Genomic DNA, 26,695 nt, shown 5'->3' on the forward strand with positions numbered 1-26,695 from the left:
GAGGCGGCCGAGTCGATTTTTCTAGTCTTGTTGGTTCGGTAGGGGATAGGTCGCCTGTGGATGCAACCATCCCTGTGGATGGCCAATTTAGACCAGACGTGCCTTTGTCCGAACTAGTAGCCAACCCTCGGAATCCACGATCAGCGGTGGGGGACCTCGCCGATCTGGCCACGATCGCAGAGCGGCAGCTTCAACCTGGGACGGTTGTTACGAGCGCACGATGGCTCGATCTTTGGCCAGAGGATGTCGCCATCATCGGTTCTGCACGTTGGGTTGTGGTCAACGGCTGCCGCCGGCTTGCTGCGAGCGAGAAGTATGGCCGCAAGGGAATGGATGTAGTCGTTCAGGACAGCCTCGCATCATCCAAAGAGGCCATCCTGTGGGCATCAATAGTTGAAAACCTGGACAGGCAAGACTTTGACGTCATCGAAGAGGCAGAAGCTGTCAACCTCCTTGTTACTGAACTCGGAAGCGCCACCAAGGCCGCTCAAAAGTTGGGACGCTCAGAAGGCTGGATCTCGCAGCGGCGCGCCTTGCTCAAACTAGAGCCTGAGTTGCGGGAAAAACTGCGTTCGGGCGATCTCGCGATTCGAGACGCTCGAGCGCTGGCGCAGATTCCGTCTGCGGAGCAGGTTGCTAAGTGGGCCTCGCGCCAGCAGGACCCGCCATCGCCGAAAGCAGACGACAAGAAGCCACGCCGCCCCTCCGATGCTGACAAGCAGATAGCATCCCGCAGCGCCGCCGTCCGGGCACTGACGAAACTGAAAAGCGATCCCCAGTCAGTGGCAGAAGTGATCAGAGAAGCGCTCAGCGAGGAAGACATACGCGAGCTCGTGAATACGCTTCAGGACATCTGACGCACTTTTTCAAATCGACAGGGCCTCGGCGGAAGAAGTTCTTCCGCCGAGGCCCTGTTGCTAATCATCCGATTCGGACGATGGGGGAGTGGAGCGGCCACTTCCGCCCAGCTACGCCGGTGTGTGCCAGATGCGCAGTACGTCAGCTCGCGCCCCGGCGGGGCTGATAAAGGCGCTCTTGGCGTGTCCCCGGTAAACGGTGCCATCTTGTTTTAGAGTCTTGTTGCCCATGAGCTGGGCGGATAGGACGATGGAGATCATGGCTGGACGGAAACGGAACTCTGCCGAGGACATCGTGCGCAAACTGCGCCGTGCCGATGAGCTGACCGCTGCAGGCAAGACGCAAGAGGAGATCGCGGCGGAGCTCGAGGTGTCGGCGGCGACGTTGTACAACTGGCGGCGTCAGTACGGCGGGATGGACACCGATGCCGCGAAGGAACTCAAGGAGCTTCGCGAGCAGAACGGCAAGCTCAAACGCCTGCTCGCCGAGGCCGAGCTGGAGAAGGACGCACTGCGGGAGGTAGCGAAGGGAAAATTCTGAGCCCAGCTGCAAAGCGCCGCGCCGTCGACATGCTCGTGAACACCATGAGTCTGTCGAAACGTCTGGCGTGCAAAGCTGTTGGGCTTGCCCGCTCTGGCAGGTCCCCGATATTCGGGCCACCGTGTATCGGGGACCTGCCACTCTGATCAATGGTTATTACTAGTCACCCTTAGTTTCTAGGATTAAAGCAATGTAAATTGCATTTTCCGCACCGTCTACGGTGAAACGCCAGCTCAGCATAGTTTTGCGCTGAAGGCTTGTCGGTGACCTGCGCTAGGCTTCAGATATGGACTTCCGACCAAACCGAACACCGGCAGTGACCGCCGTTGCGGGCACTGCCGACGCTGGCAGGTCGGTCGCGGTGGAGCCGGAAATCCCACCCGCCGTCGCAAAACGGATCGCGGCCGCCGTCCAGTCCTCCCGCTCCGAGGGAACGCGCAAGACCTACGGCGCGGCGTGGAGACGCTTCACCAACTGGTGCGAGACGAATGATCACGTGACGCTACCGGCGCACCCGATCACCGTCGCCGCCTACCTCGTCGACGCCGCAGACACCCGAACCGAAACAGGAGAGCGGGCCTACGCCGTCGCCACTTTCGGCACTTGGATTGCGGCGATCAACCATCAGCACCGCACCACCGGACACCTGTCCCCGTCCGCCCACGAACTCGTCACCGCAACCCTGTCGGGGATCCGGCGGGAGTACGCCGCGGCAGGGGACCGCCCCCGCACGCCACGAGATCCGTTGCTGGTCGACGACATCAGGTTGCTCGTATCGACCGCCCGAGAACGGTGCAGAGGCTGGGCCTGCGATGTCCTTGAACGCCGCGATTCCGCGATCCTGCTCCTCGGGTTCGCCGGCGCTTACCGCCGCAGCGAGTTGTCCGAGATGGTATGTGGGGACGTCACCGTACACCGGCACGACGGCCTTCACATTCGGCTACGGAAGTCGAAAACAGACCAAGAGGGCAGGGGAGCGATGAAGGCTTTGCCGTACACCGAGTCTCACGAGACCTGTCCGCCGTGCGCGTACGTCCGATGGATCCAGGTCGTGGCCGCGTTCGACAATGGTGGCCGCCCGTCCGTGATCCGACTGCTCCGGAAGCGGGAACCGTTCGATGGGCACGTGTGCCGTGGGGGAGTACCCCGCACAGCCGCCCGCGCACCGCTACTTCGCGCGATTGCCAAGAATGGGAACCTGGGCAGCACCGCACTGTCCGGAGCTGCGATCCACCAGGCCATCCGCCGCCGCGCCGAACATGCCGGATTCGACCCCGCCTCGCTCGCCAAGCTCGGCGGGCACTCACTGCGCGCCGGGTTCGTCACCCAAGGCACCCGCAACGGTGCCGACGGCTCCGCCATCGCACGTCAGACCGGCCACGCCAGCCTTGACTCCGTCGAGGTGTACCGACGCGAACACGCACCACTCGTTGGAAACGCTGTCACGGACATCGGGCTTTAGCTCGATTCCGGAGTTGCGTCTGTATCGTTTGCTCCGCTTCACACAGCGCGCAAGTGACTCCAATTCGTCAGCTGCTGTAGGTGTTTGGGATTCACTCCGAGCCGACTGGCGACGTTGCTGCTTCCGCCGTTCACTTCGATCAGACGGGGCAGGAGCGCGCCCACCACCGGCTCGAATCGTCCCGGTTCGTTCCTGCGCCACTTCGACATCTGAATCTGTAGCGCACGAAAGCGTGCATCATCTACGTAATCCAGCTCGTGTGCCCGGTAGATGATCGCAGCCGCGGACATACCCCAATTACCTTTCAGATGAACGAAGTCCGACAGTTTGGGCCGGTCGGTCATGGCAGCGTCGAAGTCGTCCCGCGGAAACAGCAGTGCTCCAGCGAACTGGTTGGCCTCATTCTCGACCGCATCATGCCTTCGGTCATGAACCATCAGGTGTGCACATTCATGGGCCAGACTGAAGCGAAAACGATCGCCTGGGACCATTGGATTTAAGCCGATGACCGGAACACCGTCCACCCACGCTGAGATGCCATCGAGACCCGTCAGGCCGGAGATCGGAACAAGGCATATACCCGCCCGCTCAACCAATGCGGTCAGGTTGCGAATGGGCCCGGATTCCTCCTGTCCCAGTATCCCACGAAGTTCTTGAGCCAGGTCTTCCAGCTCATCGTCACCAGCCGCCATGGTGTGGCGGTGCAACAGAACTGCGGGCGCTTTGTCGGTCACATTCAGAAGCTCTCGGAACACCTCACCAGCGAGACGAAGTAGCTCTTTCGCCCTTTTCTTTGCCGCCACCGCTGTCGAAGCACGTGCGCGGTGAATGGGTTCGGACATGTCCGGTAGCAACAGTCGGTCGTCGCTGTACCCGAGGACCGCCAGATCCCCATTGAAGCTTCGTCGACCACTTTCGATGGCCGACACCATGGGTACTGAGATCCCGAGCATCTCAGCGAGATCGCTTTGATTCAGACCTTCGATATCTCTAAAAGATCGGAGCCGATTCACAACTGACCGGTCTCGCCAAGATCGGGGTTACCAAGATCTTCAAACGGATCGTCCGTGCCTTGGTCGAACCTTGTGCTCGCGCCGTCTTCACCATCGGGCGGAGTGGCCTCGTCGAACGCCCAGAATCCGAGATACTCAAGGTCCCCGGAAGGTGCCAACCGTTTACGGCCAAAAACTGTCTTCGTCTCACATACCCACAAGCTCATCCCGGTGGGTATGAATTTGTACGAAAGTAGGCTGGGCAATGACACGGCATCACCGGCTGACACACGGAACAGCTCAAGTTGCATTGCCGGTGACACTGCTGCGTCGATGGTCATGGCCGATTTGCTGCGGATTAAACAGGACCAATGACTGTTGTCGTCGGTAACTTGGACACGGCCAGATTCCACGTATTCGGGGTTGAGCGAGTACCGGTCGGACCTGTGGACCGCTGCTTGAACGGTCGAACGGAATCGATGCGCTTTATCGAGGGTAGTAGTCGGGAACCCGTGCTCAGCGGCGAACAACCGGGCATCGGCCGCTGTGTCCACGTATGCCGAAAGCATCATCCGTGCGAAGGGATCGATATCGTCTCTGTCTGCCGCCACACGTAAATGATACATCACTAGTAGAATTTCTACGCAATATGTAGCAAGAGCATTTTGGTAACCCCACCAACTCCGAGGCCGCATGCACTTCGCGCAGAGCGATCAAGAGCCAGCGAAGGTGTGGAGTGCTGAACCGCTACAGCGTCAACATCCCTTGACGGTGCGGTAACTTTGATTTGTCGAATCTCGCGTGATCTCCAGATGATGCCCGACGCCACGACGGTGGGCGTGAACGTGACATCGCATCCCCGATCAGCCGGCTGTCAGCTTCCTACTTATCGGTGCTGCGATGTCAGGGTCTGCAAGGTAGTCGATGATCGCATGCGGATTCGACGGATTGAAGGTGCGTTCGTCAACGATTTGGCCGTCCGCGTGCTCCGTGAATTCAGGAGCGAGCGGATGGACGAGGGCAACGATGTCCAGAGCGTCGTAAGCGTTGATCCATGAACCTCGGGTGTCGGGAAGCGTTGACGGCACGGCAGCGGGCTCACCGTCAACCTTGCCTAGGACGTTTGCTTTGACCAGCCCGAGGCCGAGAGGGCTTCCTGCAGTGACGAGTAGCTTCACATTGCGTTGTCCAAGTGAGTTATTGGGATCTGCCAACAGGTCGTAGGCGACAATGGAGCCGAGGCTATGGGAGACCACGACTAGGCCATCGTCGGGCCCCGCATACGCTTCGATCTCGTTGCGCACCACGTTCAGGACAGTGTTGCGCATGTCCGGTAAGCCGATGTAGTACGCAACATCTGCTAGGTGTCTGCGGATGATGGCACCGGGAATTCCGGTCTTGCGGCTCAGAAACTGAAGGGCCCCAGTGATGAACGGGATGCCGAGCACAGACGACGGTCCCAGTTCTTCTGCTGCACTACCTTGGTAAACGGCCTCGCGCGCGACATCGAAACCGAGATGTGACGTTAAGTCCTGGAGCAATCCCGCTTGCAAGCGCGACAAGGCTCGAATGTCCTCCGGTTCTCCACCGAGACTGGCCTCGACGGCTGCATCGGGAGTCGCAGCCTCAAGTTGCGGCGGGGTGCCCCCGCCGTCTTCGTAGTTGGTGATGGCGTCCTTGAAGATGTTGCCGTAGAACGGAAATATGACGTTCGACGCAGATACCGGCGGACAATTCGCCAACACCAGCCCCTTGGCTAGACCTGCCAGGAACTGGCGCTTCTTGCTGTCCACATACACGGCGAGCTTGTCCGGATCGCTGGCGGTCTGCTCGTCGCTTGCCTGATTTCGACCGTGAATCATCAAAATTTTAGTAGTCATGCGTTGCTCCTCGGGTCACCTGTGGCTTCTAATCTGATCGTCATGTGATTGCTGCCGAGATGAGACTGCGCCGCTTGGCAGTCATCTTCTTCTTCTCTAGGTCGGCGACGATTGCCGAGACCCGAGTACCTTCGTTGGCAACCCAGTAGCGCAGTAGATCTGAGTTTTTGCCCGACACCGGGTCACCGTTCAGATCGATCTTGTTGCCGTCCTGGTCGCGGAATTCCCGTGCGGAGTGATGTAGAGCCACCAACTCGAAATCGTCGTCCAGCACCGGCGAACCCGATGAGCCAGGGTTCGTATCGGTGAGGTAAACGGCGAGGGTCTCCGTTTCGGCATCGGTCATGAGATTGTTGCGGAAAGCGATCTGCTTATGGTGGCCGCCGGGGTGCTGAATGATGTTGAGAGGACTCCCGGGTAAAGCCTTGGATGGAGCTGCGACGAGTGGAAGGCGTCCGTATCTGTCGCCGGGGAGTTTGCGATCGCTGGTTCGCGCGAGGGCGACGATGGCGTAGTCGAGCCTTTTGCTCGCAATGAAGAAAGCCGATGGATCTAGGGCCACTATTTCAGCGTCGGCCAGAGGCCTGTTGTCGACACTCTTCTCGTACCCGAAGGTTACATACACCGACTTATCTGCTGCTTGCGCGGCCGTCTTCAGCACGTGATAGTTGGTCATCATCAATTGTGTCGATATCATGAAACCAGTTGCAGTAGACTCTTTTTCGCCTGGCAACGACAGCGAAATCATGGCTACGGCGTCAGCTGCAGCCTTGGCCTTGCCCAGCCACGCTATTGGCCGAAGATCGTCGGTGCCGAAGACGCGTTCTACAGCCAGATCCATCCTTTTGTTGCTCGCGCGCGCTGGAAGCATGACCCCCTTGGCGCGTAGGTGTTCGAGCTTTTTCTCACGAGAGACCCCGCGGTAATTGCCCTGGCGATCGCGTGAGACGCGTTTCGCGAACTCAGCAGGGTTGCTAACAATGATCCGTGAAGCGGCCGGGCGAATGTTGGGATCCAGCATCGCAGTTCCTTCGCGGTGCATATTGATCGATTCGAAAGCGGGTCGAATTTTCCCAGTGGAGTGCCTACGTGAGCCTTTACCAGACATCCACGCCTGTCTCCGTGAACAAACCGCAGCGGGTCCGGTGATCCGATCACAGATTATCCCGACACCGCGATGTACAGGTTGGTTTCGGAGATGGTCATCCGAACGGATGAATTGGTTCGGCGGCGAGGATGAACCGTGGGTGCATCACGCCGATGCGCCGGTGACGTCGAGTAGATAGAGTCCGTCACGGGCGCATGCCAGGTAAGGACCAGGCGATCTTCCCAAGTGCTTCTTCTGGGCACAGTCGATCGTCAAGCTCGCCGGATAGTTCCTACCAAGTTCAACAAGAGCAACATGGCCGCACGGGTCCCACAGCGATCGTTGTCGATCGGCAATTGGGTCCTTTTGGTCGCTGGATCTACAGGTTCCAACCCGGACTTGTCAGCCCAAGCAAGTACCGTCGCACCTGTGACCCCGAGACAGGGCAGCACGGTGAGCGGTTACAGCTATCAGTGGTCGCTGTTCGCCGATTGGTGCGCCGCGGCCGACGTCGAGGCGATGCCCGCGTCGCCGATAACGCTGGCGGAGTTTCTCGCCGAGAACCCCGCCGACGACGCGGTTCAGCTGCGCCGGGTTTCCGCGATCAATCGCGCTCACCTCGACGCTGGCCAGCCCGCTCCCGGGCGAGCCACCTCGGTTCGGATCGCACTGGACTCGGCCCGCAGCGACCGAACGCTACGTCGTGCCGAGCAGTACCAGGTGATCTCGGCCGGACTGCCGACCTTCGGATCAACGGCTGCACTGTTCGGCCGCCGCGACGCAGTTCTTCTCGTTCTCGCCGGAACGGGCTTGTCCTACAGGGCTATTGCCGGGCTCGACCGCACAGACGTCACCATCGACGGCGACAGTGTGTGGATCGAGGGCCGCCACCGAATCCGCATCGTCCCCAACTGCGCCACTGATTTCGAGCCGGCCACGATATGGCACCGGTGGCACACGGTCCTGCAGTTCTCCGAGCGCTACCCATCGACGACACTGCTGGCGGAACATCTGCAGCGCAACACCTTTCCCGATAGGTCCGGGTTGCCGCAGCGCCGCGGTCCGGTCGCGGTGCCGATCGACCGGTGGGGCCACCTGCCCTTGCCGGTCACGGCGATGACCGCGGCCGAGGTCGGAGCGGTGATCGCCAGGCACCGCACCGGCGTTTCTCCGCTGCACACCCCACGTCGCCCCATCATCAGACCGTCCGGCGGTGCCGATCGGGGTGAGCCGATCACCGCTTCGGAGCCGGTCGCCGCGGAGCTCGACTCCGGGTACTACCGCTCGGGTGTCGAGGCACGTCGCCGCGCCCACACGGCACTGGCCGATGTGCCGGACATGGTCGACGACGTCGAGGATCGCATCGAGCAACTCCTCGAACGCACCCTCCAACTCCTCGACTCATCCGCCAGCGGTGGTAGCACCTGACACGTTGGGCTCGGGATGTAGCGCACCGAGACCCCACCGTCGTACACCTCATCGAGCACAGAAGCCGGACACCATCTTTGTTGCCGCAACGTGGGCTGTCACCTGAATTCATGACGGCGACGAATGACGTGTGGCCTGCAGGCCCAGCTCTGGCATCCCCGCACACTGTCAACATTTCTTGACGGTGCGGCAGACACTTCCCGCCCATCCGCCGACAGCGACACCGCAAAGGCGTCGCAGTACTTGCTTCCGCGCCGGGTGCGGCTTGTCGACGTAGTGCGCCTAGATTTGCGCCGAGCCGTTCGCTATATCAGATTGTATACGTAAATATAGGTTTTAATCTAATACATCTGCATACGATCCGATAGTCTGAGTGCATGGAGTACGGACTGAACCCCTTCACACCAGGATCTGGCACCCGACCACCCGAGCTCGTCGGACGTACCGCCGAACTCGAACGATTCGACCTGTTGATCGCGCGGACGAAACGGCGGCGCTACGACCGCGGGCTCATGCTGCAGGGACTCCGAGGGGTAGGCAAGACCACGCTCCTGGCGACCATGGCGGACCAAGCTCGCCGCCACAACTGGGTGGTGGTCGAGGTCGAAGCCCAGACCAGCGTGGAAGGTGCCGAAGCCCTGAGACGGCGTATCGCCAAAGATATCTCTCGCGCTGTACGTCGTCGTCAGTTCGCCGGCCCGGTAGCGAACAAGATCCGGCAGTTGACCGAAGAGTTCTCGGTGTCCGCCACTGCGTTCGGGGTAGGCGTCGAACTTGCTCGCTCATCCGGTACCGAGAAGCCGACCCTGGGGGTCGAATTCGAGGACCTCGTCGAAGATCTCACCGAGGAACTCCGCAAGGACGGCACCGCGCTGGGGCTGTTCATCGACGAGATGCAAGAACTCGAGCCGGCGCTACTGCAAGTGATCCTGGCAACCCAGCACCGTGCAGCCCAGCGTGAATGGCCATTTTTCGTGTGTGGCGCAGGCCTGCCGAACCTCGCGCAAGCATTGGCCGACGCACGATCGTACGCCGAGCGCCAGTTCGACTACAGGACCATCGGTCCGCTCGCCGACGATCAGGCCCGCGATGCGATCGTCACCCCCATCACCCGGCTGAACCAGGCCATCGACGCCGAGGCGACCGACTACATCGTCGCGGCGAGCGATGGATACCCGTACTTCCTTCAGGTGTTCGGTCACGAGCTCTGGCAGGCAGCCCAGCAATCCCCCTTCACACTGGCCGACGCTGAGGACGCTGTCGACACCGGCCACGCCTCACTTGATTCCGGGTTCTACAGCTCAAGGTGGCTACGGGCCACCGAGGCAGAGAAACGCTATCTGGTTGCCATCGCACGCAGCGGAACCGACACTCCGAGGACGGCCGCCCTCGCCGAGGCCCTCGGATCGAACCCGCAATCGATGGCACCGCACCGAGACTCCTGCATACGCAAAGGACTGATCTGGTCTCCCACCCGCGGCCTGGTTGCTTTCACCGTCCCCGGGATGGCGGACTTCATCCGCCGCCAGCCCAACGCACCGATTATCTGAGCTCGACAGCCAACGTCGACCGAGTCGAATCGAGCACGTCGACAGATCGTGCAGCACCGGCATCACACAGCGACGTCGGTGTAAGAATCCAGTTCGATCCGGCGTTGCCGCGTCCAGCCGCGCGGTGGGCGCGGCGAGAGCGAGAAATGCGAACAAAACCGGCGCTCGCGTCTGCTCTCGGTTCATGGCCGGTACACAGTGCGTCAGAACGGATCTGGTGGGCCGGTGTTCATCACCGCCATGATGTACTCGTGGTCGGGCGGGTCGGCCGGGTGATCGTCGGCGATCGCGAACAACGACCGATCCGGTTCCTTCGGGGTACGTGACTCGTCGCGGGCTGCGAGCCATTCTCGCCAGACGATGCGTTCGGCGCGGTGGCGCACGATGCGGGCACGAACGGCCGAGGTGAGGCCGTGGCGATTGCCGATGTCGTCGAGTTCGACGGACCCGACGCCGATGTGGGCGTTCTCGACCGTGAGGAGACCGGCGACGCGCAGATCCAGCAGAGCCTCGTACCCGCTGGTGCGTCCGACCCCGATGGCTGTGAACAATTCGTCCGGGGTCTGAGGTTCTGCTGCGGCGACTACCGCGTCGTAGAGGATGCGGTGACGCCATCCGATGACACTCCATGCCGGGTGTACCGACTCCACCTGCACTGACTCGGGCAAAGCGTCGGTCATCGCGCGTCCCGCGTGTGTGGGCACCAGCGCGTACCGGTCGGGGTTCTGACCCACCCCACGCTCGATCAGCAACAGCGGTGAGCCTTCCATGTCCCGCAACCGCTCCAGAACTGACCACACCGTCGATTCTGGGAGCATGCCGGCGGCAATAGACAGTGACCGCCCACCGACACCGACAGTGGGAACACCTTCAACTATCTGTCCCGACACCGCAGCAGCCCACGCCAGTGCTTGAACAACTGCATGAGTCGTCCACCGATCTCGCCGATGTAAGAACTCCGTAGAGACCCAAGTTTGGGCGTGGGTAAGCCATAAACGAAATACCGGATCGTAGGTACCCCCTGTGTGCTTTTGCTTGTGCCCGGTATCCCGGACTATTTCCGGGAGTGTGGAGGCGGCCCATTCGAGGGCACGCACAGTGTCGCGGCGGATGGCGCGTTCGGGTTCGGCGTAGCGGGCGTACGCGGCACGCACACCCGCCCACGCTGGTTCGGTGACACGGGTGAGAATGTCGGCGGTGCTGGCACCGGAGAGGACGGCGTGGGTGATGACGGACTGGCGTGCTTCCGAGCGTGACGGCCAGCGGCGGGTGTCGAGGCGGCCGGTGCTGGCGAAGTCGAGGACGCAGCGCGGCGGAGGGGTGGAGCGGCAGAAACGCGGATGCAACCGGGCGTCATCGCTGCTGCCGAGGACTCGTTCAGCGGACGCTTCGGCGCGAATGTGGGCGGCGATCGGGCTTATGGCCGCTCCGCCCGTTCCTCCGAGCAGGGCTTCGAGCCGCTGGAGTGTGCCGGCATCCGACCCGACGGTCAGGATGTCGGACGCTGCCGCCGGGTCGAGATCGACGAGGGTGCGGTAGCCACCTTCTTTGCACTGCGAGCCCGGCACGGTGATGCAGCCGGTGGCATCGTTGGTCATCGGTGTGATGTCCAACGTGGGAAGTCGCGCTGAGAGAAGGCGCAACAACGGCCGGACCTCGTCAGCAGTAACTGTTCTTCCCGGTGCCAGCGGTATCAGCACGTGTCTGCCGCCGCTGGTCGATTCGTCGACTACTGCGCGGCCACCGCATTCGGTCAACCAGGCCAGCAGACGCGTCACGTCGGCGACAACGGAGGCGTGGCCGTGGTGTTTGGTGTCGAAGTCCAGGGCAACGACGCCGGCGCGCCCGCGTGAGAACAGCGGCACAGCCGATGGCAATGCCGGTCTTTTGACCGTCAACGGCCCCGCGGACACGTATTTACGCGTCGTCGGGTCGTACAGCCTCATCGACCGGCGCGCAGCAATGGCCGGCGCGAATCGATGCCACAACCGGTCCGCAGTCGCATCCGGATGGACGACACGAGCATTCAATCTTGTACCTACTTCAGGGCACGATGTACCCTGAGACATGTCACGCAAGACAAGTCCCTTCGGGGAGTAGCAACACCCGAGTCGCGAGCTAGTCACTCGCTTCTCTGATTTCGAGAACCCTCGGCCCGCCCGCCGGGGGTTTTTCGTTATCTGTGCTGCGCTAATTCAGTTGAACATATGTCCCGAATGTCGATTCGGAACTAAACGATCACGCAGTCAGGGGCAACACTCCTTGGTTCTGCGGTCGGTTGAGTTCAAGTGCGAGGTCCTCGCGGTCATTCACGATCGCGATGAGGTCGGCCAGGTATTGACCCAAAGACGTCACACCTGCTGAACTCTGTTGTTCTTCGAGCGTCTTGATCAGCTCTAGCGGGATTCGGACAGTCAACGGCTTCCGGTCACCCTTACTGGGCATCGGCATCGCGTGGCCTCCTTCATCTGCATCATCGGTCCCAACCAGTGCCTATCCTGATGCAGAATCATGTTCGGCGGGCTCAGACACGCCGAAAGCGTCGAAGGAAATTACATCGATGTGAGTCGCCCGCGTCTTTGGGGCTAAGAGGCAGAGCGATTCCCGGTCTCGCGACTGGAAGCGGTGGACCGCCCAGCGGCCCTTTGTGGCGCGAGGGTGTGGAGAACTGCTGCTCGGAGAGCCTCACAGCGATGCAGTACCCTGGCACCGCAATCTGAAGACGGCAGCTGGGGGGCTCCTATGAGAGATTCGATGGCAAATGTCTTCGAGGCGCGCGCAACTATTGAAGCGATGATTCCCTCCCCGTGGAACCGCGACGCGTTCATCGACGCCCTCTCGCAATACCGCGGCCGGCCAATCGAACTTCGTGGGGTGCGGTCATCGGATAGCAGCGAGCTGTACAGCGATCTCCAGTCATCACCATGCGGCGTGTGGTGTGACTGCACGGACAAAGACATCATCCTGTACGACCTGGGGATGACAGAGCGCCATCTAATTCAGGTGCTGTGCCACGAGGCAGCACACATGGTCCTCGGTCACTCCTCCGACCAGGAGCCGAACGAAGACTGGTTGCGGCTACTACTTTCCGATGTCCCGCCGGACGCCCTGCGCAGCGCTCTAGGTCGCAACCTCGTTTCAAACGAGCAGGAGAGCGAGGCCGAACTCTTGGCAGACTTAGTGATGACGAAGGTCTCGCATTTCCGCGATTCGGCCGCTATGCGATCGTTGTGGGGGACGGCATGACCAGCTCCGTTCCGGGACTCATCAGTTGGACAATCATCCTGATGTCGGTCGCAACATTCGTAGCGCGAATGATCCTGCTGTTCGGGCGTTCCGGTTCACACACAGAGCGGCTGGTGACGTACGCACTCGGTTTTGCAATCCTGGCTGCTGCCTTCCGCGAAGAAGAGGCCCAGAACTTCCTGGCAGTCCACGTCGGGCTATCCGTCGGGTTCACCCGCCAACTCGGTACGACCATGATTGTCATGGCTTACGTGCCGTTGGTCCTAGTGCTGGTGTCGTCGTGGGCACGATCTCGATTCTCCGACCGGTGGATCACGGACAAGCCAGTATGGCTAGCTGGCTACATATCCGTCCCGCTCATGCTCGTGTTCGGCACCCACGCTCGGGTGCTCGACCAATACGTCGACCGAACCGAAGGTTGGCAAACGGTCGCATACTTCTCGATCTTTTCCGCCTGGTGCGCCGCCGTAAGCGTCCCTCTCGTCTACGTCAGCGTGCGCGATCTCGTCCGGGGACAACTTCGAGGAAAACACATCGCAACATACCTAGTTCTTCTGGTCGCTGGTGCATGGGCGACGGAAGAGGCAATCTCCATCTTCGCGAGCTCGGTATTTGCCGCAACCGGAACTGGCACGTCGTTTGTCGAGTTCAGATTCGCAGCAAATGAGAATAACTTTGTTTATATTCTACTTCTGGGTGCAATTGTCGCCATTATTCGGCCCATCTACCTACTGCTCGAACTCGCAGAACTAGACCCGGCAACCCGGTCCATTCGAAAGCTCCAGCCACTTCGCGAGGACCTAGTCGCCACCTGCAAGGACGATATTCCCGGTTTGGATAAGAAGTACCACGCAGCCGCCGGATCAGGACGTATAGAGGCCTTACAACGGATGACGGTCGAGATCCGCGACTGCTTACTGGTGCTCGGACGGTTCGCGACCCCCATTGACGACCACACTGACCCCGCTACGGCTTCCGCGTTCCAAGTCGCGGCTGCTCTGGAACGAAAACGTTCCGGCGGTGCCCCGGGCGACTACATACGACTACACGCCGCTGACAGAGATCGAGACCTCATTGAGCCCAGGCTTCCGCTGATGCGCGCGAGAAGGTCGCCGACGCGACCCGCGCGGCCGAACGTGCGAACGCCGAACACGCCGCCGCCTACAAAGAAGCGATCGAGGCCGGATGGACGGCCGCCGAACTCACCGCCCTGCCGCTGCCCGCACCGGCCCCGGTCGGCAAGAAATCACCCAAGACCTCCAGGCGCACGACCGGTCGCAGTACGCCGCGCCGCCGAGTCGGTGCCGAGAACACCGCCGGCCCCGACCGCCGACCCGACGACGCCTCGTCGACGACACCCGGCACGCCGTCCGAACCGCAGCCCTCGCCTGCGGACGCGCACTGACACTCTGTCGCTCTCACTCCATCTGCGACCGGTACTGGTCGCGCCACTCCCCTGCCATCCGCCCGCTCGCGACCTCTTCTCGCGGACGAGCGCACCGCGATACATATCCAGCGGTGACCCCGATGCGCCGTATCTGGCCGACTACGACATCGACTTCGGCGACGAGGTCCGGATCGGCGATCGCCACTGACACCGCTCGCCTGGCTCAGCCCGTCCGCGCACGCGAGAAAGGCACCCACACACCCGGTTGTGGGTGCCTTTGTCGTTCGGGCCGGGTTGGGCGCGCGGTCAGCGCTGCGGGTGCGGCGCGGCGCAGGGTGCACCGAAGATTCCGGACGCCAGTGCCCACGCCGTCAGAGTGCGGCGTTCGGCGTCGGTCGTCTCGTCGGAGTGGAGGTAGTCCCACTCCTGCAGCGCATCGAGGTCGTGTGCGTCGGCTCCGACGTGTCCGCACCACCACAGGTACGCCCCGATCGGGGACTCCACCTCGTGCCCGTGGGAGTCGACACCGCGGGTGTCTCGTTCGTTACGGGGTCCGGTGCGGGTGTGGGGACTGTCGAGGGTCACGGCCCTGCCCGAAACGTGTTGAGCCGCCGCCACAGTGCGCGTTGAGCACGCCCGTGCTCCACGAGGTGATCGAATAATTGCTCCTCCGGCAGCTCTTCTGCGGCGTGGACGATGGCCGCTGCAACGGTCCGGTAACTGCGCCGGTAGGACTGCGAGAGCACGATGTCGGCGTAGTGGACGGCGGTGAAGCCGTCTGCCCCGGCGGTGATGACCTCGTTCAAGCGACGACGCAGGGGCGCGTCCTTGGCTCCGCCGGATCCGGATCGCATGAAGGCTGCGGTGACACTCGCCGGGTCGTAGGGTTCGCCGGCCGCGACGAGACCGGCGATCACGACGAACATTCGCCGGTACGCGACGTCGTCGAAGTCGTCGGCGGTCACGATCGCGGTGATGCGCAGATCTTCGGCGGACACTCCCCCGGTGTGGGCACTCCACATCAGGGCGCACAGCAGCAGTGCCTCGGGGTCGGTGGACGGCTCGTGAGCTGTCTCGTTGTCGACGGCAGTGTCGTCGTCGACAGCGGCGAGGCTGCGAACGACACGCTCGGGCTCGTCGGGCGGTGGAACTGCGCTCAGTGGCGTCATCGTCGGGCTCGTTCTCGCAGGTGAATCTCGGTCAACGGAGTGGTCGGTCAGGCGGCGGCGAGCTTATCGAGGGCGTCGATCCGAAAGCCGGACCAGTGGGTGTTCTCGTCGACGACCACGACGGGCATCTGCCGGTAGCCCAGTCCGTCGGTGACGAACTCGGCTGCCGCTGCATCTTCGGTGACGTCAACGGTCTCGTATTCGATGCCGCGCTTGTCCAGCCGTCGCTTCGTTTGATCGCAGCTGTTGCATTCCGGCTTCGTGTACACGGTGATCGACATGGATAGCTCCTCGGCGGAATTATTTCGGTACCTCAATTCTATATCGATGCCCTCGAAATAGCCATAGATAAAGATGGTCGCAATTCGGTTAATTCGTTGCAGTGAAGGATTTTACAAGCTCTGACCCTGACGCCCAGTAGTGCCGAATATCGAATTGCCAATGTCGGCAAAAGGAAGCTACGCGTGACCAATTCCATTTGCACATGGGGGCATACGACCGATTTCGGAGACAGCTTCGACAAAGCAAATGTGACAGAAAGCAGAACGCCGCCGGAGCAAGGGTGCTCGACGGCGGCGTTGCGAGGAACGGCTGGCGGGGGCGTGCGGGAGCGATGGAGGATGACGCGGCTCGTCAGTGGTCGAGTTCGTAGCGTCGGTTGCGGTGCGGGATCGGGGACCAACGGATACCCAGTGGGCCTCTTACGACTATCTGCTTCCGCAAGTGCACCCAACGGCGTAGGAGCTCTGGTGTGGATTCCCGTAGTGCCGTGAGAGAGAGGTCGTACAGTGCGTCCCTCCATTCCCGGACGTGTTTGTTTCTCGTACCTGCGGGGTCCAGTTCACGACGAGAGATAGGCAGGATCGAGTGGGTGCCCTGGAGCAGGTAGTTGTCGAGCAGGCGGCGGTCTCTGTCGATGAGGTCGGCCAGTTGGATCGGGCTGACTACTTTCGGCTTCTGTTCTGGGCTGGTCATGTCAATGGTCGGACGCGCTCGCTCGGCGTTGATCGCCGATGAATTTGGCCCTGTTCGCGGTGGCGACGATCTCTTTCGTGCCTTTCGAGCCCAGGTCGTTGCCGATACGGACAAGAGCGAACACCAATGCCACTGCAAGAGCGGGAAATAAGAGTTCGATGACGCTGACGTCAGATCCGTCGAAGCCCATCTTGACGTTGTACGCGGCAGCGGCGATCCCGAGGATGCCCACCACAACAGCGGCAAATCTGTTGAGCCCGATCCGAAGCCCGTCCATCGCGTCCGCTGATTCGAAGTAGCGTTCGGCGTTGTCTGCGCTGTCGTCGAAGAGGAATTCGTGGCGGATCCGGGCGTGGTCACGGAAGGTGGTGAACGGGTTCATCGGTTGGTCCTGTCTTCTTCGACGGTGGCTTCGGCGAAGCTGTTCCGCTGGTCGGCTTCGTACTGGGCGCGGATGGTGTTCAGTACATGAATATTGAGGTAAGCGACTGCAATCGTTCCTGCGACGGTCACGACCTTCCACCCCCACGGCATTTCGGGGAAGGTGACGACGAAGACGATGGAGGCGAGTGCAGCGACGCCGTTGAGTGCGAGTGTGTTGCTGTGCAGTCTCACTCGGGAGGGCCTGCGCGCGTACGCCGAACCGACGGCAAGGGCGCCGGTTATGAGGGCTACGAACACGATCAGTGCTGTGGCGTTGACGAGATTCATGAACGTTTCTCCATTCGCGTCCTGATCGACAGGTGTGTCTGTCGTTGTGTCGTTGGTGGGTCATGCTGCCAGGTGGTGCCGACATATTGCTGGGTGTCGGCTACCGCCAGGGCTGTGGTGGGTCAGCTGGTGAGTTGTTTGCGTGTGGTGGTTTCTATGGCGATCTTGGCGCTGTCGTAGATGCGGTCGTGGATGGTGAGGACGCCGGCCGCGAGTTCCTCGACGGTGCGTAGCGCTGTCTCGCGTTCCTGCCCGGTGGCCGAGGGGTCGAGGGCGATACCGAGTGCGCTGCGGATACGCCGGACGGTGCGGTGGTCTTCGGTACTGGTCACGCCCATGCCGATGGCGCGGGCGTAGCCGTCGGCCTTCCGCCAGGCAGTGTGCGCCTTCTGAGCGGCCACGGCGAAGGCCTGGACACGCTCGAGGGTGTCGGGGCACTGCTCAGGCCGGACATCGTTCATGGCGGCGAAGGCGTCGATGAACGCTACCGTTCGGGGCTCGTCGAGGTTGTCGAGCAGGGGCCTGACGAAGATGGAGTACGGGTCGGCCAGGTAGGCGGCGTAGGAGTCCGCGACCTCGCTGTAAACGGCGTGGGCGGCGGCGTAGTCGGCTGCGAGCGCATTCTTCGCCGTGCGGCGGTCTGTGACGTGGCTGCGGGTCCTGATGATCAGGTACGCAGCCAGTGCAACCGAGACCACGACTGCGGCGATGCCGCCGAACCAGATGACCGGTGTCCAGTCCACCGGAACGTCGGGTGCGGCATCGACCACCGGTGGTGGTGCCGGGGCGTCCAGTGTTGCGGGCGGGTCGGCGGGAGGAAGGTCAGTCGTCTCCTCGGTCGACACCGGCAGGAGGAGCGCTCGGACTGCGGTGGCGGCGATGGCAACGAGGAGCCCTCCCCCGCATATCTGCGGGGCGGTCCTGGCGTCTCCACCTGACATGCGGGACCGGTAGAGCGTGGCTGCGCCGAAGATCATGCCAGCGATACCGAGCGCGGTGCATCCCCACAAGACGTACGACAGGAACACTTCCAGATCGGCGGTAGAGGTGGGCGTTGGTTGGGGTATCGGGTTGTTCACTGGTGATGGGCCTTTCCTGCTCGGGTGGGGTAGCAAGGTCACGGTTTGCGGGCGAGGTGTGCGGCTGCGGTGGTGGCGGCGACGTCGTAGCCACCCCACGGTGAGCGGTTCGGGACCGAGCGCAGGCCGATGGTGTCTCCACGTCGGGTGATGACGGGCCATCCGGCGGGGCGTTCCCCGACGATGTCGATGACCTTCGCTGTCCACACCTGGTCCTTCTGCGACGGTCTGCGTTCGGGGATCACGATCGGGAAGTCGTCGATCCAGCCGGGGTGGGCGTGATCGAGGGCGTCGCAGACCGCGTCGGCCTCGTCGGCGCGGTTCTCCCCTTCCCACGGGCAGCCGGTGCACGCGCCGCGGTAGACATCGCCACCGACGCACTGACATGGAGCGTCCCTGCTCGTGTCCGGGCACTGGCAGTCGAGGTCCGCTGCGATGCAGGTTGGTTGGCAGGTGTCGGTGGGTGTGGTGGGGTCGCAGATCCCCGGTGCGAACGCGTGGGAGGCGGCGCTCGAGCCGTGCCGTCCCCAGGTGGTCGCCCAGGTCTCGAATTCGGCAATGCGAGCTGCCACCCCTCGGGTGGGGCTGGCGAACAGGATCGGGATGCCATACCGCTGGACGCGGATGTCCTGCTCGTCGGCTTCGGCGGCGGCAAGCACCTCGAATATGTCGATCTGGCCTGCGGTCTCGGCTATCACCGCACGCCCAGCTCGGGGCGGGTGATGGACTGCACGGCGAGGGAGAGTCGTACGTCGCTGGCGTCGACGACGACGGGGTGGGTGCGGCTGTACCAGGCACCGGGTGCGTCGAGGAGGGCGGTGACCTCGACGCCGCCTGCGGGTGCGGTGCGGTAGCCGAGAATGTCGATGATCGTTCCGTCGAACTGGGTGTCGAGCGAAATCAGTTTCATTCCAACTCCTTTGAGGCGGCGGCGCGCGGGCGTGGTGGGCGCGGTGAGGGTGGCGGTCATGAGTACTCCTAAGGTCGGGCGGAGAAGGACTTCAGCGACGACGGTCGCGGGCCGTGCGCAGGCGCTCAGGACGGCAAGGTCTAGCAGTCGGCGCATTCCCAGCGCCCGGCGGTCGAGGTGCAGGTCCGTCGCTCTTCACAGAGCCAGCAGATCTGGTTGCGCTTGCGGGTCGACACCTGCTGCGCGGCAGCCACGGTGGCGGCCTGTGCGCGGTACTGGTCGCGGGTGCTCGCGTCGCGGGCAGCGAGGTCGGCGCGGACCTGCTCTGGGTCGAGGTCAGGTCCATCGGTTCGCACGGTCAGCATGTCCCCGAAAGCCACGCGACAGGACTGGCACACGTCGCCCGGCGTAACGACTGGAGCGCCACAACCCGGCAAAGCGCAGTCATCGAACAGCGTTGACTGCCAGTCACATTGGTGTGATTCGGTGCGTGTCAGGGCCATACCCTAACCTTACAGTCTCACCCTGTAAGGTGCAAGACGTGGAGTCAGAATCCTTACAGTCGGAGCCTGTAAGGTCAGGGCATCAACCACTGCAACCCCAGGAAGCACCCGATGTCCGACGAACTCACCACCGCCGACGTGCTGGCACTGATCGAAGACAAGACCGGCAAGGCCATATCGACCAAGACATGGTCCTCGTACGTCGCACGCGGACAGGCCCCCAAACCGGCCCGCCACCTCTCCCGCACCCCGCTGTACGCGCGGGGCGACATCGAGCAGTGGATCACCGACCGGCCGGGGAGCGGTGCGCGAACCGACCTCCGACCGTGACGAGCGAACCCACCGACCCCTCGATCGTCAACATCTCTTGACGAACAGGAAGGGCCCCGGCCATCGGGTGATGGTCGGGGCCCTTCCTTTTGTCGCGGTTCGATCAGGCGTCGTCGTCGACGGCTACGTAGGCGGCGTCGACGGTGATGTTGCCGATCGCGGCCTGTTCCACCGGGGTCAGGGCGTGGCCGCTGTCGGCGAGGAAGGTCAGGTAGCTGTCGATGCCGACCATGCCCCGGTAGTGCTTGACGGAGAAGCGCCAGTAGTCCTTGGCGTCCTGGGGGCCGGTGAGTCGGGCCTCGAACGCGGTGAGCACGCGGGCGAGCAGCAGCACCTCGGCGCGAGCGGGCGTGGCAGCGGTGGCCTTGCGGTCGACCTCGTGCAGCGGTGAGCCCATGATCTCGGCGTACCGCTCCGAGCACTTTGATTCGGTGAACACATCACCGTGCGTGGCCAGGGTGGTCACCATCCACTTGGTGGCGTTCTTCGGCGCGGCCTTGCCCGACAGAAGCCCGGTGAGGAACGCGCGCCGGGCTTCGGTCGCGGTCGCTCCGGCGCGGTTGAGGGCCTTGACCTTTCGGCGCTCTGCACGTTCGGTCTCGATGCGTTCGGCCTCGGCGCGGGCCGCTTTGCGCTGTGCCGGGGTCAGCCCGTCCTCGGTGTCGCCATCCTCTGCGGTGGCGATTTTCCTGGGGGCGAGTTCGAGACCGGACGCCGCGCGGTGGTCCCGGTGCAGGAAGAATTCGTATCCCCAGGTGGGTACTTTCTCGACCGTGTCGGCGTGCCGTAGCTCGCCGTAGCGTTCTACGTCGTCGTCCTCGGTGTCGAAGTCGGTGTCGTCTTCGGCGACTTCCTCACGGGTGGTCTTGTCAACCCAGATGTCGCCGGTCTCGTGGACGTAGACGTGCCACAAGTGCGGTGCCTGCTCGGGTGCATCGGCCGGGACCGCATTGCCAGCGGCGGTGCGGAGGTCAGCGAGGGAGAACCACTCCCCCCTCGCTGGTGGACGGTTCATCGTGAAGCAACGTGAAGCCGCGCGCGACATGGGCGGCGGCGGCAACTCGCGTGGCGGATCGTTCGTCGACTCGACGTTTGATGGTCGAGAGGCGGTTCTCGATGCCTAATCCGATCTCGAAGACCTTCTCGACGGCGTCGGTAACACACGGCTCTGCCTCGACTGCTTCTTCGAGGTCCGCGATCAGAGCGGCAGCATTGAGCGTCAGCTGGCTCTGGTCGAGCCGCTGGCGGGCGCGCTCCGATCGTCCTGCGCGACCGGCCTTCTCGACATACTCCTTCGGGACGTGCAGTTGCGCGCTGACCTTGCGGACACTCAGGCCCAGATCGAGCAGGCCCGTAACGGCGGCAGCGCGTTGCCCCCTGGTGAGGTCTTCGCGCTGATCGTTGGACACGACCTGCTCGGTGATGCGTTCGATCCCTGCGGCCTTCTCGTCTGCGTTCTGCTCACGCACCAGCACCGGGATGGAGGAAAGGCCGGCTTCTCGGGCCGCGAGAGTGCGGCGCTGCCCGTCGTGGACAGCGAGGGTTCCGTCGGCACGGCGGACCGCCGAGACGGCCTGCAGGACGCCGTGAGCGGCGATAGAGGCAACGAACTCCGAATCCTCGGTGATGTCGACGCAGTCGCGGACGTTGGCGGCGATGTCGAGTTCGTTCGGGTCGGCGGCGGCGAGGGTGTAGCCGGTCGAGGTCGGTGCCGATTGTGCAGCCGTGGCGGTGGTCATGATGGGCGGTCTCCCTGGTTAGTGTGTGCAGGTGAGGCACCGGGCAGATATCAGCTGCCCGATGCCCGTTCGCAGGTCAAGGGTCGAGCGAGGGTCAGCGGTCGGCCGTCTTCGCGATGGGTAGTTCCCAGATCGGGTCTTCTGCACAGGGGTCACTGATATCGACCCAGCGACCGGTGACCTCGTATCCGCGACGGCCGAGCAGCATCTGCGCCATGTCCGGTGTCCAGGCCATCGGTGCGTGCTCCTCGATGCCGGTCACGTCGATGTACTCGACCTCGATGCCGCCCCGTCGGATGGACACTCCCAGGCCGTGTTCGGGGCGTTCGCCGCCGTATTCGGAGGTGACTGCCGTGAGGTCTCGCTGCGTTTCTCCCATGCCCCTAACCTTACAGTCTCAAACTGTATAGTCAAGTCCTGCAACGTATTTCGATGCCTATGCACAGGGGAGCCGATTCGTTGCGGGTACCGAGAGGCGGTACTGCAAACACTCGGATCGCCTACAGCGCAGGATGATCGAGCCCGCGGCTCACGCTGAGTCGGTGCGCCGGGTGGGGTTCTCGATGCGGGGGCGCAGATTGTAGGTGTCATACCACTGCTGTGCGGCTTGCTTGCTCATGCCGAGGATCTCGCCGATCTTCGACCACGGCACGGGTCGCTCCTGACTGCGGAGGCGTCCGATGATGGCGTAGCGGTCGGCGATCATCGTCGAGGCGAGGAAGGCGTTGATCTCGAGTGCGTCGACATCGGAGACCGCGTCATCCATGCGTCGTTGGGCGTTCGCGGTCCACGTCCCGGCGTCCTTGCGCCCCTGCTCTCGCACCATATCGGCCAGGTCGACGTCGACGAGAGCGTCCTTGTATTGGACGTAGAGTTCGGTCAGCTCGGTCGGGGTGAGGACCTTCTCTGATTCCATAACGTCAAGATATCTTGACGCATTCCGTCCGTCAACATATCTTGACGATGAGCATGTTTCAGCTGACGGGGGTTGCAGCTTCTGCGGGGCACCACTGTTGATGGAGGCGAAGGAATCCCTTGCCGTTCCCGATCGGTATGTCGAAGCTCAGACAGCAAATCCACTGTCCGCGAGCAGTTTTCGCCCACGCATGGAGCAGCCCGGGCGATTTTGTATCCATCGCGAGCCCCTCCGAGCGGACCTTGAGAGGCGTCCCGTCGCGGAAGGATACTCCGGACGAGCCTGCCACGGTCAGCGCTATGTTGACCAGGACTCTCCGAGGTGGATCGACGATGCGGCGCGTGGGGGGATCGAAGCTCACGGGCCAGTTCTCGTACAGGTCGGGGGTCATTGTGCGACCGCCAATCGGTGCGGCCCATGTTCGGCGACTGCGTCGGTGACCGCGGGGGCCCAGCGCAAGCCGTGTTTGCCGAACATGGGTGCGGTGAGGGTGTAACGGCCTGTGCGCTGGGTGATTCCGCGTCCGTGGACGGTGGTCTCGAGTGTGATCGAGCGGATGCGGCCCCTGCCTTGCTCGATGCCGCCGTAGCCGACCGGCCGAGAGGAAATCGTCAGATCGAGACCAGGCATTCGACCGTCCGTGATTGCGAATATCCCTGCGTGAGTACGGTTTCGGGCCAGCAGGGCACGTGCGCGGGTCGGCGGTACGTCGCGACCGTGGACGGTACTGATGACCAGATCGATCCCATCGATGCAGATATTGGCGGCGTCGAGAGGGTCTGCTTGACCGGGGTCGATCAGGGCGACCTTCGACAAGTCCCCGCCGTGTTCGTGGACGGCGAGGAGCCCGAACTTGGGTTGACCGATCAGTGCGACGTGGTGGCCGGCCACGGTGGCGGTGGCGACGAGTCCGACGAGAATCGATCCGGCACCGGTGATCGACAGGGCCGTTCCACGGGCCAGTGCGCCGCGCGGGAGCAGTTCCGACAGCGGCATGGGTACCGGCAGGTTTTTGAGGGTTCGCGAGCGCACGGGGCCGCTCAGGGCCCGTTCATCGCCGTCGGTCGCGGCGGCCTGCGCGTTCGGCTGCGAGGGGGCGAATGCGGGCGAGTCGTCGGAGTCGGTGGGTGCGTGGTCGCGGCGTCCGGGGATCGCGGCCATGCTGCGGCGAAGAGCGGCGAGCTGCGCAGCCTTGTCCAGGTTGGTCAGGTCGGGGATCGTGTCGGCGGTACCGGCCATGAGTGCGACCTTTCGCCGAACGGATCAGTGCCCTCAATCTATGCGAACATACGTTCGATGTCGAACTACCTGCGTACGCCCGTAGCTGGCCCTGGTTCGCGAACCCTGGCGGCGTTCACGAGGTGGTCGAGGGAGAGTTCGGGGTCGGCTGTCAGGTGGCGATGTTCGGCGAGCAGACGCCTGACGCGATCGAGGTCCGCGCGCACGGTCGGGTCGTCGGGGTCGTAGCCCTCGTCGATGATGGCGGCGCGTTCGTCTGGGTCCATGTCTAGTTCGACGCGGCGGCGTCGGGTGCGGTTCCCGTGTCGTAGATCAGGTCGTCAGAGCCGTCGTAGCGGTAGGCGCGCTGTCCGCTCGGCAGTGTCACCCATCCGGCCTGTCCGTGATCGGGAGTCGGATCGAAACTGCGGTCGCTGGTCATGGGATTAGTATCTCGTTCGCCGCGCCTGCACGGTCGGGTGGTCAGCTGTTGACGAGTTGGCTGGCTCGCTGAAAAGTCACTCCGAGAAGCGCTCCGATGTCGCGCACGGGTACATGAGCGGTGGCGAGCTTCTTCGCGAAGGCCTCGGTGCTGGCTTTGACGCGGGCTTCGTCCTCGGCCAGACGTGCTCGCTGTGTCGCGATCTCGGCGATGCGGACTGCCAGGTCCTCTCCCCCGGGCTCGAGTTCGATGTGCTGCTCGATCTCGACATCGGCGAGGGCCACTCCGGTTTCGAGGGCGATCAGCTCTTTCGCCGCGGTGGGGACATCGTCGATGCGACGGGCCTGAGTGAGGGCGTCGAGTTCGGGGACGGCGATCATCCACCACTTGCCGTCTCGGGTCACCGACACCGTGTAGGTCTTGTTCACTGCTGCGCCTCCTTCATGGCTGCGAGGATCTTGCGGTAGACGCCGGGCGAGATCGTCCGGTGCCCATCGGGCACAGTCACTTTGACTGCGCCATCGGCCGAGACCCACGTACTGTGCGAGCCGACCGTGCGGACCGAAGTGAACCCAGCCGCCTTGAGGGCCTTGACCACTTTCCGCGTGGGCTGCTCGGTAACCATGACTTTAGTCTAGTTCATTGGACACTTTCTAGTCAAGTCGACTAGACGAAATATGGCGAGTAGCGGTGCTGTGGTCGACACGGAGGAAGTGCCTATTCCATATTTCCTCATCTGGTGTATCTGCCTGCGAATTCGGTCCGGTTAGGGTGGTCATCGACAGCAATGTGTTTCCATTCGAGAGAGGCCGCATCGAACCGTGGCGAAAAAAGTATTCACTCAATTGGTCGACGATATCGACGGCTCGGTCATCGACGACGAATCAGGCGAGACGATCGAATTCTCCGTCAGTGGTGTCGACTACCTCGTTGATCTGAAGGCGAAGAACGCCAGCGAGTTTCACCGGAAGATCGGCTACTACATCGAGCACGCAACCCGGGTCGGCGGGCGTAAGCGTCGACACTCCCCCACCGCCACGCCTCCATCTGCTGCACCCTCGAACAGCGGGGCCACACGTGATCCGGCTCAGACCAGAGCGATCCGGCAATGGGCCGCAGACAATGGTTACGAAATCAACGATCGCGGCCGCATTCCCGCTGCGATCGAAGAAGCGTTCAACGCTGCACACTGACGTATTCGGCCTCGTCGGTCGGTTTTCTCCTCTGCCCTACACCAACCGGCCTCCCGATTTGCTCACGAAACGACTGCGCGAGATCAAAGCCAGGCCGTGCGTGCGCTTCGGGCATGTGTGCCGGGATCCTGTTCTGCGCAGGCAAGACTCTCTGATCTTTGGTTCGAGTTCGAGTTAGCGGACGGCAGTGGTAACCGGATCGAGAAGGAACAGGCACTGCTGCTCCACGTAGCGGTCGACCTCCGCCGTGACGCCAAGGTTCGTCCCGACGCCAATAGTGTCTGGCACCGAGCCGACCCAGTTGAGGTCGTAGCTGGTGTTCTCATCACGGAACTGGAAACTTGGCCCGGGCTGCGAGAAGGTTTCGCTGAAGTCGCCGGCGTTGATGAGGATGTCGTATCTGGTACTCGCGCCCTCGTGAGGTCCCATCGCGACGATGCTGCCCGGGAACGAGATTGTCTGACCTCGATGAGCCGCAGCGAACGCTGCGATGTCAGGCGAGCAAGTGTCGGTCAATGCGAGCAGGGCCGCGAACTCCGGACTGTTCTCCGACGTGAGAACCACGTCGTCAGGCAACGGCGATGGTGTAGGCGTCGCCGTGGCCATCGATTCCGGGGACGGTTGCTCGTTCGGGGCCGCTACCTCACTGGGCGCAGGACTGGCAGTTTCCGCAGGGCCGGTATCTCTTTCGCCGATAATGCCGATGGTGAAGATGACCGCGAGCGCAAGCGCGAACACGCCGCCACCGACAATCAAAAGGCCCCGGCGAGACTTGGGTGCCGGGCGTCGGAACGTGATCTCCGTCCGGATCTTCGCGGGTACCTGAGAGACAACCTCCCAGCCTTCACTTTCCCACTTTTCGATGGTCCGCGACTCCATGCCGCGAACCGCGCGGACCGTCTTAGTCTCATAAGTGATTTCGGTGTCCGTTGTCATGCGTCAGCTCCAAGATCTTCGCCGGAACGTCACCGGACTCGCGAGGACCCTACCGAACGACAACGCTGAAGTGACCGGCGGCACTGAGGACTCGGTGCAACCGTGTCGAGTGGAATAGGTTTCAGCTTCGCCAGCAGAAGTGTG

At 62.7% G+C, this 26,695-nt stretch carries 34 protein-coding genes; 9 read left to right on the top strand and 25 right to left on the bottom strand.

Translation table 11 applies throughout. The features are described 5' to 3' along the window. The first annotated feature begins 146 nt into the window (after positions 1 to 146). From R3P95_RS23170 to R3P95_RS23180, 3 genes are all read left to right on the top strand, one after another. Positions 147 to 857, top strand: a complete 711-nt coding sequence (locus tag R3P95_RS23170; protein WP_232433755.1) for a ParB/RepB/Spo0J family partition protein — start codon at positions 147 to 149, stop codon at positions 855 to 857. Positions 858 to 1,116: 259 nt separating this feature from the next. After that, positions 1,117 to 1,398 (top strand): transposase, encoded by a 282-nt coding sequence (locus R3P95_RS23175; RefSeq protein ID WP_068050830.1) that lies wholly within the window; start codon positions 1,117 to 1,119, stop codon positions 1,396 to 1,398. Positions 1,399 to 1,684: 286 nt separating this feature from the next. Then, complete coding sequence (locus R3P95_RS23180; protein ID WP_317549640.1) at positions 1,685 to 2,860, top strand: site-specific integrase; 1,176 nt, start codon at positions 1,685 to 1,687, stop codon at positions 2,858 to 2,860. A 38-nt stretch (positions 2,861 to 2,898) separates the two neighbouring features. Here the strand turns inward: R3P95_RS23180 and R3P95_RS23185 are convergent, their stop codons facing one another. The 4 genes from R3P95_RS23185 to R3P95_RS23200 all read right to left on the bottom strand — a co-directional run bounded on the left by R3P95_RS23185 (position 2,899) and on the right by R3P95_RS23200 (position 6,753). Continuing rightward, complete coding sequence (locus R3P95_RS23185; protein WP_317549641.1) at positions 2,899 to 3,873, bottom strand: XRE family transcriptional regulator; 975 nt, start codon at positions 3,871 to 3,873, stop codon at positions 2,899 to 2,901. Continuing rightward, a complete protein-coding gene (locus R3P95_RS23190) occupies positions 3,870 to 4,463 on the bottom strand; it encodes a hypothetical protein (protein WP_317549642.1) in 594 nt (197 codons plus the stop codon). The genes R3P95_RS23185 and R3P95_RS23190 overlap by 4 nt, the downstream gene beginning before the upstream one ends. A 252-nt stretch (positions 4,464 to 4,715) precedes the next feature. After that, on the bottom strand, positions 4,716 to 5,732 hold the full coding sequence (locus R3P95_RS23195) for a hypothetical protein (protein WP_317549643.1): 1,017 nt from the start codon (positions 5,730 to 5,732) through the stop codon (positions 4,716 to 4,718). 40 nt (positions 5,733 to 5,772) lie between these two features. Further along, complete coding sequence (locus R3P95_RS23200) at positions 5,773 to 6,753, bottom strand: trypsin-like serine peptidase (protein ID WP_317549644.1); 981 nt, start codon at positions 6,751 to 6,753, stop codon at positions 5,773 to 5,775. 495 nt (positions 6,754 to 7,248) lie between these two features. Here R3P95_RS23200 and R3P95_RS23205 point away from each other — a divergent pair, with 495 nt between their 5' ends. Together R3P95_RS23205 and R3P95_RS23210 are read left to right on the top strand one after the other, a co-directional pair. Further along, the gene (locus tag R3P95_RS23205) at positions 7,249 to 8,247 is read left to right on the top strand and encodes a hypothetical protein (RefSeq protein WP_317549645.1); all 999 of its coding nucleotides are present in this window, start codon (positions 7,249 to 7,251) and stop codon (positions 8,245 to 8,247) included. A gap of 377 nt (positions 8,248 to 8,624) precedes the next feature. Next, on the top strand, positions 8,625 to 9,797 hold the full coding sequence (locus tag R3P95_RS23210) for an ATP-binding protein (RefSeq protein ID WP_317549646.1): 1,173 nt from the start codon (positions 8,625 to 8,627) through the stop codon (positions 9,795 to 9,797). Positions 9,798 to 10,000: 203 nt separating this feature from the next. Here R3P95_RS23210 and R3P95_RS23215 read toward each other — a convergent pair whose 3' ends face one another. Both R3P95_RS23215 and R3P95_RS23220 read right to left on the bottom strand, forming a co-directional pair. Continuing rightward, positions 10,001 to 11,827 carry a hypothetical protein gene (locus tag R3P95_RS23215; RefSeq protein WP_317549647.1) on the bottom strand — a complete coding sequence of 609 codons (1,827 nt, stop codon included), beginning with the start codon at positions 11,825 to 11,827 and terminating at the stop codon, positions 10,001 to 10,003. Between the two features lie 208 nt (positions 11,828 to 12,035). Beyond that, positions 12,036 to 12,248 (bottom strand): hypothetical protein, encoded by a 213-nt coding sequence (locus R3P95_RS23220; RefSeq protein WP_037174519.1) that lies wholly within the window; start codon positions 12,246 to 12,248, stop codon positions 12,036 to 12,038. Between the two features lie 303 nt (positions 12,249 to 12,551). On the opposite strand from R3P95_RS23220, the gene R3P95_RS23225 reads away from it, so the two are divergent. Further along, positions 12,552 to 13,043 carry a hypothetical protein gene (locus R3P95_RS23225; RefSeq protein WP_317549649.1) on the top strand — a complete coding sequence of 164 codons (492 nt, stop codon included), beginning with the start codon at positions 12,552 to 12,554 and terminating at the stop codon, positions 13,041 to 13,043. Then, a complete protein-coding gene (locus tag R3P95_RS23230) occupies positions 13,040 to 14,638 on the top strand; it encodes a DUF6545 domain-containing protein (protein ID WP_317549650.1) in 1,599 nt (532 codons plus the stop codon). The genes R3P95_RS23225 and R3P95_RS23230 overlap by 4 nt, the downstream gene beginning before the upstream one ends. A gap of 98 nt (positions 14,639 to 14,736) precedes the next feature. Here R3P95_RS23230 and R3P95_RS23235 read toward each other — a convergent pair whose 3' ends face one another. The 9 genes from R3P95_RS23235 to R3P95_RS23275 all read right to left on the bottom strand — a co-directional run bounded on the left by R3P95_RS23235 (position 14,737) and on the right by R3P95_RS23275 (position 19,654). Continuing rightward, entirely contained in the window at positions 14,737 to 15,015 is a 279-nt protein-coding gene (locus R3P95_RS23235) for a hypothetical protein (protein ID WP_317549652.1), read from the bottom strand. Then, on the bottom strand, positions 15,012 to 15,599 hold the full coding sequence (locus R3P95_RS23240; RefSeq protein WP_317549653.1) for a DnaB-like helicase N-terminal domain-containing protein: 588 nt from the start codon (positions 15,597 to 15,599) through the stop codon (positions 15,012 to 15,014). Before R3P95_RS23240 ends, R3P95_RS23235 begins: the two co-directional genes overlap by 4 nt. Before the next feature lie 47 nt (positions 15,600 to 15,646). After that, positions 15,647 to 15,880, bottom strand: coding sequence for a glutaredoxin family protein (locus R3P95_RS23245; RefSeq protein WP_317549654.1), 234 nt, complete (start codon positions 15,878 to 15,880; stop codon positions 15,647 to 15,649). A 695-nt stretch (positions 15,881 to 16,575) separates the two neighbouring features. Continuing rightward, entirely contained in the window at positions 16,576 to 16,956 is a 381-nt protein-coding gene (locus R3P95_RS23250) for a hypothetical protein (protein ID WP_317549655.1), read from the bottom strand. Continuing rightward, positions 16,953 to 17,285 (bottom strand): hypothetical protein, encoded by a 333-nt coding sequence (locus tag R3P95_RS23255; RefSeq protein WP_317549656.1) that lies wholly within the window; start codon positions 17,283 to 17,285, stop codon positions 16,953 to 16,955. Before R3P95_RS23255 ends, R3P95_RS23250 begins: the two co-directional genes overlap by 4 nt. A 122-nt stretch (positions 17,286 to 17,407) precedes the next feature. Continuing rightward, on the bottom strand, positions 17,408 to 18,364 hold the full coding sequence (locus R3P95_RS23260; RefSeq protein ID WP_317549657.1) for a hypothetical protein: 957 nt from the start codon (positions 18,362 to 18,364) through the stop codon (positions 17,408 to 17,410). A 38-nt stretch (positions 18,365 to 18,402) separates the two neighbouring features. Continuing rightward, positions 18,403 to 19,062, bottom strand: a complete 660-nt coding sequence (locus tag R3P95_RS23265) for a DUF6349 family protein (protein WP_317549658.1) — start codon at positions 19,060 to 19,062, stop codon at positions 18,403 to 18,405. Then, positions 19,059 to 19,334: a hypothetical protein gene (locus R3P95_RS23270; RefSeq protein ID WP_317549659.1), complete on the bottom strand. Its 276-nt coding sequence runs from the start codon at positions 19,332 to 19,334 to the stop codon at positions 19,059 to 19,061. The genes R3P95_RS23265 and R3P95_RS23270 overlap by 4 nt, the downstream gene beginning before the upstream one ends. Positions 19,335 to 19,414: 80 nt before the next feature. Then, on the bottom strand, positions 19,415 to 19,654 hold the full coding sequence (locus tag R3P95_RS23275) for a hypothetical protein (RefSeq protein WP_317549660.1): 240 nt from the start codon (positions 19,652 to 19,654) through the stop codon (positions 19,415 to 19,417). Between the two features lie 234 nt (positions 19,655 to 19,888). Between R3P95_RS23275 and R3P95_RS23280 the strand changes: the two genes are divergently transcribed. Then, positions 19,889 to 20,107: a helix-turn-helix transcriptional regulator gene (locus R3P95_RS23280; protein ID WP_317549661.1), complete on the top strand. Its 219-nt coding sequence runs from the start codon at positions 19,889 to 19,891 to the stop codon at positions 20,105 to 20,107. A 103-nt stretch (positions 20,108 to 20,210) separates the two neighbouring features. Here R3P95_RS23280 and R3P95_RS23285 read toward each other — a convergent pair whose 3' ends face one another. The 9 genes from R3P95_RS23285 to R3P95_RS23325 all read right to left on the bottom strand — a co-directional run bounded on the left by R3P95_RS23285 (position 20,211) and on the right by R3P95_RS23325 (position 25,047). Then, a complete protein-coding gene (locus R3P95_RS23285) occupies positions 20,211 to 21,122 on the bottom strand; it encodes a hypothetical protein (protein ID WP_317549662.1) in 912 nt (303 codons plus the stop codon). Further along, a complete protein-coding gene (locus tag R3P95_RS23290) occupies positions 21,079 to 21,846 on the bottom strand; it encodes a ParB/RepB/Spo0J family partition protein (RefSeq protein ID WP_317549663.1) in 768 nt (255 codons plus the stop codon). The genes R3P95_RS23285 and R3P95_RS23290 overlap by 44 nt, the downstream gene beginning before the upstream one ends. A 94-nt stretch (positions 21,847 to 21,940) precedes the next feature. Beyond that, the gene (locus R3P95_RS23295) at positions 21,941 to 22,225 is read right to left on the bottom strand and encodes a hypothetical protein (RefSeq protein ID WP_317549664.1); all 285 of its coding nucleotides are present in this window, start codon (positions 22,223 to 22,225) and stop codon (positions 21,941 to 21,943) included. 150 nt (positions 22,226 to 22,375) lie between these two features. Then, complete coding sequence (locus tag R3P95_RS23300; protein WP_317549665.1) at positions 22,376 to 22,762, bottom strand: hypothetical protein; 387 nt, start codon at positions 22,760 to 22,762, stop codon at positions 22,376 to 22,378. A 387-nt stretch (positions 22,763 to 23,149) separates the two neighbouring features. Continuing rightward, positions 23,150 to 24,001 (bottom strand): hypothetical protein, encoded by an 852-nt coding sequence (locus R3P95_RS23305; RefSeq protein ID WP_317549666.1) that lies wholly within the window; start codon positions 23,999 to 24,001, stop codon positions 23,150 to 23,152. A 65-nt stretch (positions 24,002 to 24,066) separates the two neighbouring features. Then, positions 24,067 to 24,267 carry an LbetaH domain-containing protein gene (locus tag R3P95_RS23310; RefSeq protein WP_155291147.1) on the bottom strand — a complete coding sequence of 67 codons (201 nt, stop codon included), beginning with the start codon at positions 24,265 to 24,267 and terminating at the stop codon, positions 24,067 to 24,069. Positions 24,268 to 24,269: 2 nt separating this feature from the next. Then, positions 24,270 to 24,422 (bottom strand): hypothetical protein, encoded by a 153-nt coding sequence (locus tag R3P95_RS23315; RefSeq protein ID WP_196249247.1) that lies wholly within the window; start codon positions 24,420 to 24,422, stop codon positions 24,270 to 24,272. Between the two features lie 41 nt (positions 24,423 to 24,463). Further along, entirely contained in the window at positions 24,464 to 24,850 is a 387-nt protein-coding gene (locus R3P95_RS23320; protein WP_032390481.1) for a hypothetical protein, read from the bottom strand. Beyond that, complete coding sequence (locus tag R3P95_RS23325; RefSeq protein ID WP_008720157.1) at positions 24,847 to 25,047, bottom strand: type II toxin-antitoxin system HicA family toxin; 201 nt, start codon at positions 25,045 to 25,047, stop codon at positions 24,847 to 24,849. Before R3P95_RS23325 ends, R3P95_RS23320 begins: the two co-directional genes overlap by 4 nt. A gap of 196 nt (positions 25,048 to 25,243) precedes the next feature. On the opposite strand from R3P95_RS23325, the gene R3P95_RS23330 reads away from it, so the two are divergent. Beyond that, complete coding sequence (locus R3P95_RS23330) at positions 25,244 to 25,615, top strand: histone-like nucleoid-structuring protein Lsr2 (protein WP_032390480.1); 372 nt, start codon at positions 25,244 to 25,246, stop codon at positions 25,613 to 25,615. Between the two features lie 174 nt (positions 25,616 to 25,789). On the opposite strand, the gene R3P95_RS23335 is transcribed toward R3P95_RS23330, so the two are convergent. Continuing rightward, positions 25,790 to 26,551, bottom strand: a complete 762-nt coding sequence (locus R3P95_RS23335; protein ID WP_317549667.1) for a DUF4839 domain-containing protein — start codon at positions 26,549 to 26,551, stop codon at positions 25,790 to 25,792. Positions 26,552 to 26,695 lie beyond the last annotated feature (144 nt).

Source organism: Rhodococcus cercidiphylli (assembly GCF_033042225.1).
In the GTDB taxonomy this organism is placed as follows: Bacteria; Actinomycetota; Actinomycetes; order Mycobacteriales; family Mycobacteriaceae; genus Rhodococcoides.